The organism is Leptospira ellinghausenii, from assembly GCF_003114815.1.
In the GTDB taxonomy this organism is placed as follows: Bacteria; Spirochaetota; Leptospiria; order Leptospirales; family Leptospiraceae; genus Leptospira_A; species Leptospira_A ellinghausenii.
The window spans coordinates 1,144,222-1,157,905 of sequence record NZ_BFAZ01000009.1 but is presented as its reverse complement, the minus strand read 5'-3'; the positions used below and the strand labels follow the sequence as shown (position 1 = coordinate 1,157,905).

The 13,684-nt window shown below is 37.7% G+C and carries 13 protein-coding genes; 10 read left to right on the top strand and 3 right to left on the bottom strand.

Annotated elements, in window-relative coordinates:
• Positions 1-161: 161 nt before the first annotated feature.
• The 4 genes from DI076_RS13995 to DI076_RS13980 are packed head-to-tail and all read left to right on the top strand — an operon-like array spanning position 162 to position 4,162.
• Complete coding sequence (locus DI076_RS13995; RefSeq protein WP_167396533.1) at positions 162-707, top strand: LIC20153 family lipoprotein; 546 nt, start codon at positions 162-164, stop codon at positions 705-707.
• Between the two features lie 5 nt (positions 708-712).
• Positions 713-1,369, top strand: a complete 657-nt coding sequence (locus tag DI076_RS13990) for an HmuY family protein (protein WP_108960398.1) — start codon at positions 713-715, stop codon at positions 1,367-1,369.
• Positions 1,369-3,543 carry a TonB-dependent receptor plug domain-containing protein gene (locus DI076_RS13985; RefSeq protein WP_108960397.1) on the top strand — a complete coding sequence of 725 codons (2,175 nt, stop codon included), beginning with the start codon at positions 1,369-1,371 and terminating at the stop codon, positions 3,541-3,543. Before DI076_RS13990 ends, DI076_RS13985 begins: the two co-directional genes overlap by 1 nt.
• On the top strand, positions 3,518-4,162 hold the full coding sequence (locus tag DI076_RS13980) for a hypothetical protein (RefSeq protein ID WP_108960396.1): 645 nt from the start codon (positions 3,518-3,520) through the stop codon (positions 4,160-4,162). Before DI076_RS13985 ends, DI076_RS13980 begins: the two co-directional genes overlap by 26 nt.
• On the opposite strand, the gene DI076_RS13975 is transcribed toward DI076_RS13980, so the two are convergent.
• Both DI076_RS13975 and DI076_RS13970 read right to left on the bottom strand, forming a co-directional pair.
• The gene (locus tag DI076_RS13975) at positions 4,159-4,683 is read right to left on the bottom strand and encodes a DUF3015 domain-containing protein (protein ID WP_108960395.1); all 525 of its coding nucleotides are present in this window, start codon (positions 4,681-4,683) and stop codon (positions 4,159-4,161) included. The genes DI076_RS13980 and DI076_RS13975 overlap by 4 nt on opposite strands.
• Positions 4,684-4,697: 14 nt before the next feature.
• Positions 4,698-4,919, bottom strand: coding sequence for a hypothetical protein (locus DI076_RS13970; RefSeq protein WP_108960394.1), 222 nt, complete (start codon positions 4,917-4,919; stop codon positions 4,698-4,700).
• Between the two features lie 187 nt (positions 4,920-5,106).
• Between DI076_RS13970 and DI076_RS13960 the strand changes: the two genes are divergently transcribed.
• Both DI076_RS13960 and DI076_RS13955 read left to right on the top strand, forming a co-directional pair.
• Positions 5,107-6,030, top strand: coding sequence for an FAD-binding oxidoreductase (locus DI076_RS13960; RefSeq protein ID WP_108960393.1), 924 nt, complete (start codon positions 5,107-5,109; stop codon positions 6,028-6,030).
• 1 nt (position 6,031) lies between these two features.
• Positions 6,032-6,253: a transcriptional coactivator p15/PC4 family protein gene (locus DI076_RS13955; RefSeq protein ID WP_100716083.1), complete on the top strand. Its 222-nt coding sequence runs from the start codon at positions 6,032-6,034 to the stop codon at positions 6,251-6,253.
• Positions 6,254-6,258: 5 nt separating this feature from the next.
• Here the strand turns inward: DI076_RS13955 and DI076_RS13950 are convergent, their stop codons facing one another.
• A complete protein-coding gene (locus DI076_RS13950) occupies positions 6,259-7,905 on the bottom strand; it encodes an anti-sigma factor antagonist (protein ID WP_174705057.1) in 1,647 nt (548 codons plus the stop codon).
• A gap of 75 nt (positions 7,906-7,980) precedes the next feature.
• Between DI076_RS13950 and DI076_RS13945 the strand changes: the two genes are divergently transcribed.
• Genes DI076_RS13945 through DI076_RS13930 form a run of 4 tightly spaced genes read left to right on the top strand, consistent with a single transcriptional unit; the run spans position 7,981 to position 13,684 of the window.
• Entirely contained in the window at positions 7,981-8,691 is a 711-nt protein-coding gene (locus DI076_RS13945; protein ID WP_108960392.1) for a 7-carboxy-7-deazaguanine synthase QueE, read from the top strand.
• Positions 8,691-11,534 (top strand): DEAD/DEAH box helicase, encoded by a 2,844-nt coding sequence (locus DI076_RS13940; RefSeq protein ID WP_108960391.1) that lies wholly within the window; start codon positions 8,691-8,693, stop codon positions 11,532-11,534. The genes DI076_RS13945 and DI076_RS13940 overlap by 1 nt, the downstream gene beginning before the upstream one ends.
• 39 nt (positions 11,535-11,573) lie before the next feature.
• Complete coding sequence (locus DI076_RS13935) at positions 11,574-12,830, top strand: dicarboxylate/amino acid:cation symporter (protein ID WP_108960390.1); 1,257 nt, start codon at positions 11,574-11,576, stop codon at positions 12,828-12,830.
• Between the two features lie 2 nt (positions 12,831-12,832).
• Positions 12,833-13,684, top strand: coding sequence for an SGNH/GDSL hydrolase family protein (locus tag DI076_RS13930; protein ID WP_108960389.1), 852 nt, complete (start codon positions 12,833-12,835; stop codon positions 13,682-13,684).

The following is a 13,684-nucleotide window of genomic DNA, read 5'->3' as shown; positions in this document are numbered from 1 at the left end:
CATCGATCCATTGTTTGTGAGTACCGTATGACCAAACATAAGGAAAATAGACTCTTTCTGTCACAGTACTGTCATGGTTCGAAAAAAAGATCATTCCCTATAAAATGAAATTGATTCTCAATAACAGTACGGAAGTTTGGATAAAAAAGACCGAGGTTCTCATGAATTTCTTAGCTACAAAGTTTAAAACATTACTTCTACTGGCTCTCTTAGGTGGACTCACCTTCCAGTGTGAAAAAAAAGAAGATAACCAAGATACAGTGACGATTGCGGCACTCGCTGCTATTTTTAGCTCTGCAGGTGACTGTACAGTCAACGCTCCCCCAAGAGCGAGTATCAACACATTTACAACAGCCATTACAGCAAACGGGTCAGGGACAATTTCCCAAACTGGAACTGTACCTGTTGTAGCTCATAAGAACGCGGCTTTAAAACTCACTGCGAAAAACACAACTGCTGTCGCATTTTCCGGTGGAAGTGCCTTCCTAATTGTATACCAATCATCCTCTTGTCCATTAACGACTTCAACGACATCAGGTTTTGCAACTACTAGTCTCTCGGCTTCTAGCGAATTTACCAATTCTTACCTTTTGAGTAACTCAGGTACGATCACATTTAATACTGCGGGAGATTATTACATATTCATCTATGCAATTCCTTCCAGAGGACAAACTGCAAATTTATCGTATACTGTAACTAACCTATAAACACTTTGAAATACTTTGTATTTGGGATTCTAATTCTATCTGTGTCATGTGCAAGGCAGAAAGCTGCCTTAACAGACCAAGATTTGCTTGTGAACAATTTGATCACGAGCATTGTGAATGCTGGAAATCCCAATGCTTTGGACAAAATCGTTTTCTCCCGTTCCAACGGGGATGGGAGTTATACGACTCGCTTTAACGCAACCAATTTAGATTTTTACATTTATTTCCAATTTGAAGCGAATAAACAAATTCCTTTTTCAGACAAAGACAAACTCACTTGGGATATTGCATTTAATCGTTATAAGGTGGCTACAAATTCAGGCGACACCAATCGGTTTGGACTAGGTGGTGGGTGTAAAAGTAATACCACTGATTTTGGAATCGCTAGTTCCACTTCTGCAACTTCGCAAGGTTGTACAAATTTCACAACAGACATCTCCACAACGACACAAGGAATTGGTGGAGCTGGTGCAGTTTACATAGGCAATCCACTCGTCACTGAATGGTATAATTATACGATTGGTTTTTTATCTCCAAAACCTGATATCTTTCTCATCCGTTCTGGTACAGGGGCGTCAATATACGCAGTTCATATTGAAAATTATTATAGTGATGCGGGAACTTCAGGTTATCCTACTATTCGTTGGAAAAAACTTCCTTAATGATAACAAATTTACAATTTTTATTCCCCATAATATGTTTGTTTTTACTCTTTTTAGGAGAACTCCATGCACAAACTCGCATAAATGGAAAAACAACAAAACCAACACCTAACACAGAGACTACAGCACCAAATCCACAACCGAATCCTCCTGTAGATACGAAATCCGACCCAGGACAAGAACTGAGTAAAGAAAAAACACAAACTGGAACTGTTGAATCAAAACCAGAAGAAAACACAGAAGAGGATCGATTTAAAGAGTTAGATAATAAAAACGGAATTGTTGTCACTGGTTCACGTGGAGAACGTCGCCTCAAAGACTCAGCTGTTGCCACAGAAGTGATCTCCCGCAAACGAATTGAACAAACAGGTGCGCGGAACTTAGGTGAGGTGTTAGATACCCAACTTGGAATCAATGTAACTCCATTTTTTGGTGGATCACAAGTTCAAATGTTGGGTCTTGATTCTAAGTATGTATTATTTTTAGTGGATGGGCAACGGGTTGCCGGGCGACTCAACAACACTATCGATTTAACACGATTTAAAGTGCAAAATATCGAACGGATTGAAATTGTAAAAGGAAGTTCTTCCTCCTTATACGGTGCCGATGCCATTGGGGGTGTGATCAATATCATCACCAAACAAGCAGAAAAACCAGAACATTACCAATTCCGTACCTCCTATGGAAATGGCCGCCAAATGAATTTTGGATCCCAAGGCGAAAAAAACATGATCGCAGATGTTGGTTTCAAAAATGATTTCGTAGCGACTAATTTTTTTGGTGGTTTCAATCAATCTGCAGCATACGACTTAGATCCAAAAACACCTGCAACCACAGGTAACTCCTTCCAAGACAATAATCTTGGAGGGAACATGACCTTTAATCCCGATGGGCAATTTAAGGTTAAAACAGGAATCAATTATCTAAATCGTAACCAAGCTGGTGTAGATTCAAGAGCTACTGGTGGTGTGTTTGACCGTACCAATATGACTAACGACTTTTTAGCGTTAGGTGCTCTTGAATATGCGTATGGGAAACGAAATATGGTTTCACTACGAGGTAATTTTTCTCGTTGGGAAAACCATTACAAATTGGACCAAAGAAATTCAAATGAGCTCGATGTAAAAGAAATTACCAATGAATTTTCTTCGCAAGGTGTCGCCCAGATAGATCATGAGGTTCACAAAGATCATATGATCACAGCTGGTTTTGAATCGTTTTCTGAAGAATTACAAACAGATCGATTGGAACGAAGGAATGCATACCGAACAAGACGTGCTGCTTTTATCCAAGATGAATGGGTTGTTTGGCGCCAAGGTTTTGTTTGGCGATTAGTTCCTGGAGTTAGGCATGATGTGGATTCACAATTTGGCGGGCAAACCACTCCTAAAATTGCAACGAAAGTAGATATCACAAGCAATCTTGTGTTTCGAGCAAGTTACGGAAAAGGATTTCGACCACCTTCGTTTCGAGAATTGTACTTACGTTTTGAAAACCCTGGTGTTGGTTATACCGTCGAAGGAAATGACAATCTCCGACCTGAAAAATCAACCACAGTGAATGCTGATCTCGAATACACTCCTTACAAATTTTGGACATTATCTCTTAGTGTGTTTCGAAATGATATCACCGACCTAATCCAATATAGTTTTGGTACTCGTACCAGTGAATTTGCCACCTTCCAATTAAAGAATGTACAACGTGCGTATACAAGAGGTGTGGAAGCAGGTTCACGTGTTCGTTTTTTAAAGTATTTTGCATTAGAACTTGGATATAACCAAACTGATACAAGGGACCTAACAACGGATAGACCTTTAGAAGGTCGTGCCCTCCACCAAGGTACTATGAACTTTTTTGTGAATGCGCCAGGTGGTTGGGAATTCGCTCTACGTGCCAAACGGCTTGATAAACGTCCTTTTTATAGCACAACGAATGATTTTACGGCAGGGACAAGCACTGCTCTCATTGACCAACAAACAAAGAGTGTTGAAGAGAATAACAAAGTGGTGTATGGAAAAGCATTCACACTTCTGAACGTTCGAATGGAGAAAAAATTTTTTGAAGGGAGGATGTCACTATTTTTAGGAGTAGACAATGTTTTGGACCAATACGAGCTTACTTACAATCCTATTCGTCCAAGGTTTTACTATGGCGGACTCCAAGCTACATTCTAAATTCAGTTCGCTTTTCCTCTTACCCTTAGGCATTTTTTTATATATTTTCTCCAACCAACCTTTATTTTCCGATGAATCGAAGTTAAATGCAAAACAGAACAAAATTTTAAAAGAAACATTTGCCTATTTAGAAACATTAGAACCCAAACGGATCAAAATCGATAAAACCACTTACAACCGACACAGTCAGTTCGAATCGTTTTTTAAATTTTCTTTTTCGGGTAAAAAACTTTCCCGTTGGATCCAATCACGAAGTAAAAAATATACATTTGGGTCCACCGGGGATTACGTTGCCATGTACCAAGATGGCGAAATTCTTTTGGGAAGGGGGTTTTTTAACCTCAACCGTTTGGATCGGGTACTAGTTTTATTACATGAAGCAAGGCATGCAGATGGTAAAAATTATAGCCATGTGGTTTGCCCTGATGATTTTCCTTATCTTAATACCCGCGATTGGAAAATCCACCCAGCCGGCAAAAAAGGGTGTGACTCTGTTCCAGATGGAGGTTACGGAATCACAGCATCGTTTTTATTTGAACTTGGTGCTTATGGTTTTTTAAGCCAATCTGATGCTGCGTATCGTTATAATTCGGAAATCTCCCGAGTGATACGCGACTAATGCATACAAACAGATTTTAAATTAGAATGGGATGCAATTTGTGTTTTGAGGCGAGTTAAAATTTCCTTCGATCGATATTGATTTTCCAAATCTGTCTTACTAAATAAATAGGAATGATTTTCTTTCATTAATTTACCCAATTCATTTGCATGAGTTGGACAACCGAGTAGTGTCGCCATGGCTCTAATCCTTTCACCACTTCCTTTTGTTGTCTCTAACTCTAACGCACCTTCATTATAGGCAATGAATACTTCCTGTGCCATTTCTTGTTTCACAATTCCATCAGTTGTACAATTGGAGGTACCTGAAGTAATCCCGAAGGTTTGAGATGAAAAACTGACATTCGTTGTGGCGGCAAGGACTTGCCCGATGTCATTCTTCCAAACAGGAACCATGGAACCAAGTCCACAACCTGCCATTCCATAAGACTCTGCTAGTATAGGTTGATTGTTAAAGAGTAAAAATAAACTAATAAATGTTATGTGGAGAAATAGAAATGTCCTACCGCAAAAAGTATTCATAAACAACTCCTAGTTTAAAATGTAAAAAGGGACTCGGAACTACGGTCGATGTGAGGGTGCTCGGAACCACGGACTAAAACTTCACCTGTCATGGAAATGACTGCCCATGTGGTTTCAGTTTTGGTTTCAGTTTGCAGAGACTGGAGCATTGTATTCGTAAAACTCTCCAATTTTTGGTGAAGGACGGAGTTAGGAAATGGATAGGACTTCTTTTCTTGTACTTCTGTCGATCTCATGCAAATGTTTTCCCTTTGGTTTAAGGATCGGCGGGAGAGCCGGAATGACTAAAGTTTAAAAAATCCAAATTTTGAGTCAAGGAAGAGACATAATTCTTCGGACGAAAAATCAAAGATCCAAGTTCTCCTTTTCCCGAACCCCAACCTTGCCAAACTTGACGTAAAACCACCTGTTACGAGGACGACTTTGCTTACCCCTCAGATTAATTTATTCAAAAAATCCAATCCCATCCAAGCCCAAGTCTTAGCAAACACCCGTTTGACTCCCGAACTCGGCAAAGGGAAACGCCAATCCAAGGAAGGTGAGGCTGCAGTCCACCGCATCACAGTTGCCATCGACCATTCTGTATACCCGTATATGATTGGGCAAAGTGCTGGGATCATTCCTCCAGGCCAAGATCCAGAAAAACAAGCAAAAGGCCTAGCTGATGCCAGTTATACTGTCCGTCTCTATTCCATTGCGTCTCCATCCTATAGTTTTGGCCAAACCAAAGACAATATCGAGTTCATCGTCAAACGTGACAATGTGTATGATGAAAATGGAAATCTTGTCCATAAAGGGGTATGTTCCAATTATATCTGTGATCTAAAACCTGGAGATGTGGTGACGATGACTGGTCCTGCAGGGAAAAAATTCCTTTTACCTCAAACGGATTTTAAAGGTGATATTTTCTTTTTTGCGACAGGAACAGGGATTAGTCCTTTTTTTGGAATGGTGGAAGAATTACTCGTCCAAAAACTTATCCAATTCCAAGGCCAACTTTGGTTAATTTATGGTGCACCTTATTCAGATGAAATTGTCCTTCGTGATTATTTTGAAGAAAAAGCAAAAGAACACCCTGAGTTTCATTTTGTTACGGCAATCAGCCGTGAAGAGAAAAACAGTTTTGATGGTGGAAAGATGTATATCACCCACCGTGCAAAAGAAAATGCTGAAGCCATTAAAAATGCTGTGAATGGAAACGGTAAGTTTTATATTTGTGGCGGTCCTAAGGGAATGGAAAAGGGAGTGATTCAGGAAATCATGTCTGCATGTAACACTGAACTTACCTACGAAGCATTCAAAAAGGACCTGGAAGAAAAAGAACAATTATTTGTAGAGACGTACTAACATGGCAAAAACAGGTATCATCCGAGACATTGACAAAGGAAGAGGGGAAGTCATCCGAGTGGAGATTTCCGAGTACAAAGGACAAACTTTTTTTAACATTCGAGTTTGGTATACAGATCCCAATGGAGAACTAAAACCAACCCAGAAAGGGATTGCCATTGCACCTACTCTTGTTAGTGAATTAAAAGAAGCAATTGAGGAAGCCGAGCGCTGGTTAGCCTAATCAATTCAAATGATTTGATCCCCTTCATTTGCATAAACAATCCTCTGTAAAATTTCTTTTGCAGAGGCCAAATTTTCTGCGACTCGGATGTGATTGTACAACCTCGTAATCTCAAAGATTTTTTTCACAGAATCACGAATGTTTGTGACAACAAGTTCTCCACCCCTTCTACGTAACCATCCCACAATTTGAATTACCATACCAATTGCAGAAGAATCGATGTGAGACGTTCTGGAAAAATCAATAATCATATATCGGAAACCTTCTGCAATTTTTTGTTCCATCAGTTGTTTGATCTCAGGGCATTTGTACAAATCAATATCACCAGCTGTCTGGTATTCAAAAATTTGGTTATGAACCACAACATCTTTTAAATCAATTTTATCAGTTCCTTTTGATAAAATTTGTGAATTCATGAATAAATGTTTATGTAAATCATCAGACTTCGTTGCCATTTTGGATTCCAAAACTAATAATCTGTTGAGTAATGAACCCAATGCATTCGGTGCAAAATGAAGATTATTTTTGATATCTTGGATTAAACCAAATAACATCGTTTTGGCGTCTTCAATTTGTTCTCGTTTTACAAACTCTGTGATTTCTTTGATACCCAAAGTTGCATTTGCAATTAAAATTTCAACGAGCACATCAGGGTCTTGTTTTCCTCGGTTATTCCCTCTTTCAAACGAATAGGACTCTTTCACGTTCTCTAAATGATTTTGCTTTAATAAATTGTAATAAGAAACATTCACTTCGCAAAAGGGAGTTTCTGTTTTATGAACACGGTCATCAATCTCTAATCGTAATACCAAATTCCGAAGGTCATCAGCTCTCAAATCACCTAACTGTAGATTGATTTTTTGACGAGATATGGTTTTGGCATCCCCTATAAATTCATCAAATTCTTCAAACACTTGGTGGGTTGTTTCTGACAATACCTGTTTCAAACGAACACCAGGTGCAAGTTGGAGTTCTACATCGATTGCCTGTGCATACAAAGCTCCAATATCACCAAATTCTTCAAAAAAAATATCTGATGCATTTTCCGGATTGTCGATGTAATGAAAATTACCCCCACCTGCCTTTGCTATTTCCACCAACATTTCTTCGTTAAAATCATTACCTACACCAATCGTTGTGGTAGAGATTCCCATTGCTAAATGATCACTTGCTATTCCCACAAGTGCTTCCTTTTCTTTAAGTCCTGATGTAGGATTTCCATCTGTTAATAGTAATACACGTTTGTATGCATTGGGAATTTTTGTTTGAGTAAGACTCTTAAGTGCAGATAACCATCCACCACTTAAATTTGTAGACGTTGCCACCTGAATGTTTCGAATTTTATCAGTGACAGAAACTTTTTCTGTTAGGTGAGTGACTGGTTGGATGAGTTGAACATCGGAAGAATAAGCTACAATGGAAACAGCATCATGTCTAGTTAACCAATTGACAAGAGCACAAGAAGCATCAATGACTGCTTCCATTTTTTCTCCTTTCATTGACCAACTTTTATCAATCGCAAGCCCAATCACCAGAGGTTTTCTATCTTCTACCTTGGGATTGGCAGGAGTTCGAAATCGTAACAAGAGATGGTTTTCTTGGATTTCTCTCTCTTGGATGATTGGGTATTCCAATTTTGCTTCTAAAAACATGACCTCAAAAGCAAATTCCGAATTAATGTTTTCGCAAGAACAATTTCAAAGAAACTGACAAGAAGGGAAACGACCATGCACGGAAAAATTCATGAAATTTATTCATCCATTTCTGGGGAGGGAATCTCTCAAGGAATCCCTACGGTTTTTGTTCGGTTTGCAGGGTGTAGTTTACGTTGTGGTAAAACAGATTCAAGGACCTTGTGGTGTGACACTCCCTATGCACTTGGCCCAAACCAAGGAGAATCAAAACCATTTGTTTCCATTATAGAAGAAATCGAACAATTCGACAAAGACCATGGATTTCAAATTTTACTTACTGGTGGTGAACCTTTAGAAGGTCAAAACCGGGATTTATCCATTTCAATTGCAGAACATATTTTTACATACCGTACACAAAAGGGAAAACCTTATCCAGCTTCACGTGTGGAAACCAATGGAAGTGAACGAATCTCTCTCGATCCATTTTTTATATACACCATGGATTACAAATTACCTGGTTCCGGGATGGAAAATCGTATGGATTCAGAAAATTTCAAGATCTTAGAAAAGAGACATAATTCACTTGACGAAATTAAGTTCGTTGTGCGAGATAGAATCGACTTTGATAGAAGTATCGAAGTCATTCGCGAACAAAAAATACAGACAAATATATTGTATTCGCCAGTCCACGGTGAAGTGGATGCCAAAGAACTAGTTGAATGGATAAAAATAGACAACCCACCTAAGTGTCGTTTGTCGCTTCAGATTCATAAAGTGCTTTGGGGAAATCAGAAAGGAGTTTGATGGATATCCCTACTCAATTAAGTTTAGATTTTGAAACAGCGGTTGAACCAAAACAATCGAAAGAGTATGGGTTTTTAATCGACGAACCAGAGTTAGGTCTAGCAAAAGTTACAAAAGAAACTACTACCTCAGTAGAATTATTCTTCGAATCCAAAGAATTATTTAGAACTGTCAATAAATCCAATCGTAATTTACATTTTTTAAACCAATACCCGGAATCACTTCGAGTTTGGGAAGAATTTCCCAAAGCGATGGACCTTGCTCTCACTGCAAGCCAACTCAAACTTACTTATAATTTTAATAAACTTTCATCACTATCGAATTCTAGAACTCGATTACTTCCTCACCAAATCGAATCCACTTTTATCGTTGCCAATAGTTTAAAACCTCGTTTTATTTTAGCCGATGAAGTGGGCCTTGGGAAAACCATCGAAGCAGGCCTTGCCGTTAAAGAATTGATGTTTCGACGCGGATTGAAACGCGTGTTAGTTGTAGCTCCATCACCTCTCCTTGTCCAATGGCAACAAGAGATGAAAAACAAATTCAACGAAGAATTTGCTATTGTTCGTCGCCGTAATTTTGTGACAAACGGACCTGATCATTGGAAAAATTTTAATAAAATCATCACTTCCATCGACTTTATCAAAAACCCAAGGTATGCAGAAGAAATTTTGGCTACTAAATGGGACATTGTTGTTTTCGACGAAGCACATAGGCTCCGACGTGATTATTCTAAAATTACACGTGGTTATCTATTTGCTGAAAAAATTGCTCGTAAAACAGAATGTTTACTCCTTCTCACTGCCACACCATTTCGGGGAAAATTGGAAGAGTTATTTTACCTATTACATCTGGTAGATCCAAATATTTTGGGTCCTTATCACACGTTTATCAACGATTATGTAGTTGGCCAAAAAGGGGATCTTAAGGAAAAAATCTCCAAAGTATTACTCCGCCGTCGAAAAGTGGAAGTGGGTGGATTTACCAAACGATTTGCAAAAACCGTTCGAATCGATTTATCTCCCATTGAACGGGCGTTTTATGATGAAACCACTGAGTATGTAAAACGTGAATACAATATGGCTATGGGAACTAAAAACCGTGCCATTGGATTTGTAATGGTGGTTTTCCAAAAATTACTCGATTCTTCAGTCATTGCATTACTCTCTGCTCTCCAAAAAAGAAAGTTTATGTTGGAATCCAAATTCCATTACATGAAGGAACATGAAACAAACCTTGATGATTGGGATTTAGATGAAACAGAAGGTGTGGAAGATTTTATCACAGAACTGGAAGACGAAGAGATGTCTAGTTTCCAAAGGATCAAACGTGAATTATTCACACTCAATCGATTGATCCATTTAGGGAAACAAATCAAAGAAGATAAAAAAACACAGAAACTCAAAGAAACTCTCTATCGATTGAAAAAAGAAGGTCATAAAAAGTTTATCATCTTCACACAATTTAGAACCACACAAGACCATTTACAATCAGTATTGGAACCAGACTTTAAAGTTTCACCATTCCATGGTTCACTGAGTATGGACGAAAAAGAAGTCGCCATCCAAAAATTCAAAGAAGACTACGAAATTTTAATCTGTACAGAAGCTGGTGGAGAGGGGCGTAATTTACAATTCGCAAACATACTTTTTAATTACGATCTTCCTTGGAGTCCTTTAAAAATTGAACAAAGAATCGGTAGGATCCATCGTTTTGGCCAAAAAGACAATGTGTATATCTTTAACTTCGCATCCAAAGACACAGTAGCTGAACGAATTTTAGAAGTATTAACCAACAAAATCCGTTTGTTTGAAGAATCCATTGGTGCTTCCGATGATTTACTCGGTACAATCGAAGAAGAATTAGATTTTAACTCTAGTTTGATGAAATTTATCACAGGTACAAAAACTAAAGAAGAATTAGAAACCGAATTTGACCTTCGTATCCAGGTTGCTCAAAAAGGTTTTGAAAAACTGAATGCCCTTGTTACACCGAAGGTATTGGATTTTAATTTAAAAGATTATTATGATCACACTCTTGAAGAAAGAGAATGGAACAATAGTCACTTAGAAGAAGTGGTTTCCGAAGGATCGAAATTTTTCCAAAACCAACTACCTGGTTCCTTAACGGCCGTTAGCAAAGGAGCTTATGAGTATAAAAATTTAGAAGGAAAAGTTAAAAAAGCAACTTTTGATTCTGATTTAGCACTTACCAATGATTCTTTGGAGTTTATGGCATTTGGTCATCCATTTGTAGAGAAGGTAACAGAACTTTTAACTCAAAGTGATGTTGGTCGTAAGAAAAAATACTTATACTCCAAAGATCTCAATCAAAAAATCCTTTTTGTCTTCCAAGTAGAGTTTGATTTTTCACTCAAACGAAAGGATTTATTTTTCATTGAATACGATTTGAAAAAAAAGAGATCTGTTGTATTCACTGACAAACCCAAAGAATGGATGGAGGGCAAAACATACGTACCTGAAAAGGAAATCGCCCTTTCCAAACTCGAAGAAGCATTTATTCAATGTTATCCCATCGTAGAATCTGAAGCAGAGAACAAAAAAGAAATCTTACGTAAAGAAACACTCTCCATTTTCCAAAAGGAAGAATACAAAGTAGAACTATCTCATCAAAAAACGATTCGACAATTGGAAGAAAAATTAATGCGCCAAGAAGCTGCTTACAAATGGGACAACCGACCTGAAAAAAAAGCAGTGCTTCATAAAACAATGAAGGAAATCCAGAGGGCAAAGGATGAATACACTGTAGAAATGCGCAAAATTAAAAATGGAGCTAAAATTTTCCACAGGATCCAACTTTTCCAAACTTATATCTGCATTTAAATTCATTTACATAGAATTTCAAAAGGAAAAAATTTGGGAATGTCACTTCCCAAAATTGCCTTTTGGAAACAAATTCTCATCGCTTTAGTGTTAGGTTTATCTTTAGGAATTAGTTTAAATCCTGAATCCGGAATCGTTTCTAAAGAATCGATAATTCCCTATTTACCATGGCTTAAACTTCCAGGTGATATATTTTTAAACTTATTACAAATGATCATGATTCCACTTGTGATTGTTTCCATAGCTTTAGGAGTTTCTAGTCTAAAAAATCTGAAAGACCTTTGGAATTTAGGAAGTAAAACCCTTATTTATTTTATCTTCACAACCATAATTTCGGTAAGCATTGGGATTACGCTCACTTTGGTTTCCAAACCTGGGAACCAAATCCAAAACAAAATTCAAAATCAATCAACCACAGATTCCATCACGACCAATGTATCGAAGGATAAAGAAGAATCGATTCCTGAAATCATAACAAATATCATTCCGAAAAACATAATTAATGTTTGGTCGAAACAACAAATGTTATCGATCGTATTTTTGGGAATGATGTTAGGAATTTTTTTTCTAACATCCAAAGAATCTGGAACAGCCCTCAAAGCGTTTTGTCATTCCTTAGAAAGTTTTTGCCTATGGGTAGTTTCTTTGGCAATGAAACTTGCTCCTCTCGCTGTATTGGGACTGATGAGTTATGCAATGGTTCAAATAGGTTTTACTCTAGTGATGGGTTTGATTACTTACATTTTGACTGTGTTAGTTGGACTATTTTTGATTTTGTTATTTTATGGATTGATGGTGTTCGTTTTTACAAAAAAAAACCCAATTCATTTTTTTTATTTAATTCGTGAGATCCCCATTTTGGGTTTTTCCACATCGAGTTCGAGTTCTGTTTTGCCCTATTCACTCAAAGTAGCAAAAGAGAAGTTAAAGCTAAAAGAAACAGTAGCTGATTTTGTTTTACCATTGGGGGCCACAATCAATATGGATGGAACAGCCCTATACCAAGCGGTAGCGACTGTATTTTTAAGTCAGGTGTACCAAATTGAATTAAGTTCAATAGATTTATTTTTGTTAGTTGGAACGGTGACAGCAGCTTCCATAGGAACAGCAGCCACTCCTGGAGTAGGTCTCGTAATTCTTTCTTCTATCCTGTATACGTTCCATATACCCATAGAAGGTATCACAATTCTTTTTGGTGTTGACCGCTTTTTGGATATGTGTAGAACTTCAGTAAATCTGACCGGCGACCTCTCTTGCGCTTATATCATGGACCATATCTGGAAGGAAGAAAAATAATTATGAAAAAGCTTAGATTCATATTTTTAATTGGGGTCACAGTATTTCTCATACACTGCGACAAAAAAAAGGATCCAGTAAATGATTTTGAAACAAATTTACTCTGTACTACCCTTGCAATTTGTAATGGAGAAACACCAGCAAAAACCGGAATCATTGGTGATAGTTGGACCGACCTTTTATTAGGATTCCCATTCGTCGAAACCTTAAGACCTCAATTGGAAAATCGATATAATTATAAATTTGCGGGTGCAACTTTGGGTGGAAAAACTCTACAACAAGTAGTCAGCCAAGGACTCCAGTTCCAAGTGATCGACCAAGGTGGTGCCGATATGAAAGTAGTATTACTTTCACTAGGTGGAAATGATATCCAGGCAAATCTAAACGAATACATAGGAAATATCAACACTGTCCAAGCTCAAAGATTTGCAACCTTCAAAGCTAATTTAAAACAACTCATCATTACTGGTAATGCATATAAAATCTCGCGTTTTGGTGGTCCACCAATCAAGTGGATCATACATGGGTATGATTATCCAAATCCATATATGACGCCAGTCATTGCAGGTTCTGATGAAGGTTGTAAATCTAAATTTGATCGAATTGGATTGATTGTTCCTGATGCAGGTGTATTTACTTCCACTCAGCTTGATGCTTTTAACAACTTACTTGTTGATATCACAAGAGAAGAACCTTCACTTATTTATGTTGACTTAAGAAATACTTTGGGTGGGAAACCAGCTTCAAGAGCCGAATTGATGTTAGATTGTATTCATGCAAATAATTTAGGGTATACTCTTCTAGCAGATAAATTGGCGAGATTAATTTACCCAGTCACTAATATAGGATTATAA

Bases quoted from the DNA above. Each gene is read 5' to 3' on its own strand.
- DI076_RS13995 (WP_167396533.1), top strand. From the start codon at position 162: ATGAATTTCTTAGCTACAAAGTTTAAAACATTACTTCTACTGGCTCTC.
- DI076_RS13985 (WP_108960397.1), top strand. From the start codon at position 1,369: ATGATAACAAATTTACAATTTTTATTCCCCATAATATGTTTGTTTTTA.
- DI076_RS13980 (WP_108960396.1), top strand. From the start codon at position 3,518: ATGGCGGACTCCAAGCTACATTCTAAATTCAGTTCGCTTTTCCTCTTA.
- DI076_RS13975 (WP_108960395.1), bottom strand. From the start codon at position 4,683: ATGAATACTTTTTGCGGTAGGACATTTCTATTTCTCCACATAACATTT.
- DI076_RS13970 (WP_108960394.1), bottom strand. From the start codon at position 4,919: ATGAGATCGACAGAAGTACAAGAAAAGAAGTCCTATCCATTTCCTAAC.
- DI076_RS13955 (WP_100716083.1), top strand. From the start codon at position 6,032: ATGGCAAAAACAGGTATCATCCGAGACATTGACAAAGGAAGAGGGGAA.
- DI076_RS13950 (WP_174705057.1), bottom strand. From the start codon at position 7,905: ATGTTTTTAGAAGCAAAATTGGAATACCCAATCATCCAAGAGAGAGAA.
- DI076_RS13945 (WP_108960392.1), top strand. From the start codon at position 7,981: ATGCACGGAAAAATTCATGAAATTTATTCATCCATTTCTGGGGAGGGA.
- DI076_RS13940 (WP_108960391.1), top strand. From the start codon at position 8,691: ATGGATATCCCTACTCAATTAAGTTTAGATTTTGAAACAGCGGTTGAA.
- DI076_RS13935 (WP_108960390.1), top strand. From the start codon at position 11,574: ATGTCACTTCCCAAAATTGCCTTTTGGAAACAAATTCTCATCGCTTTA.
- DI076_RS13930 (WP_108960389.1), top strand. From the start codon at position 12,833: ATGAAAAAGCTTAGATTCATATTTTTAATTGGGGTCACAGTATTTCTC.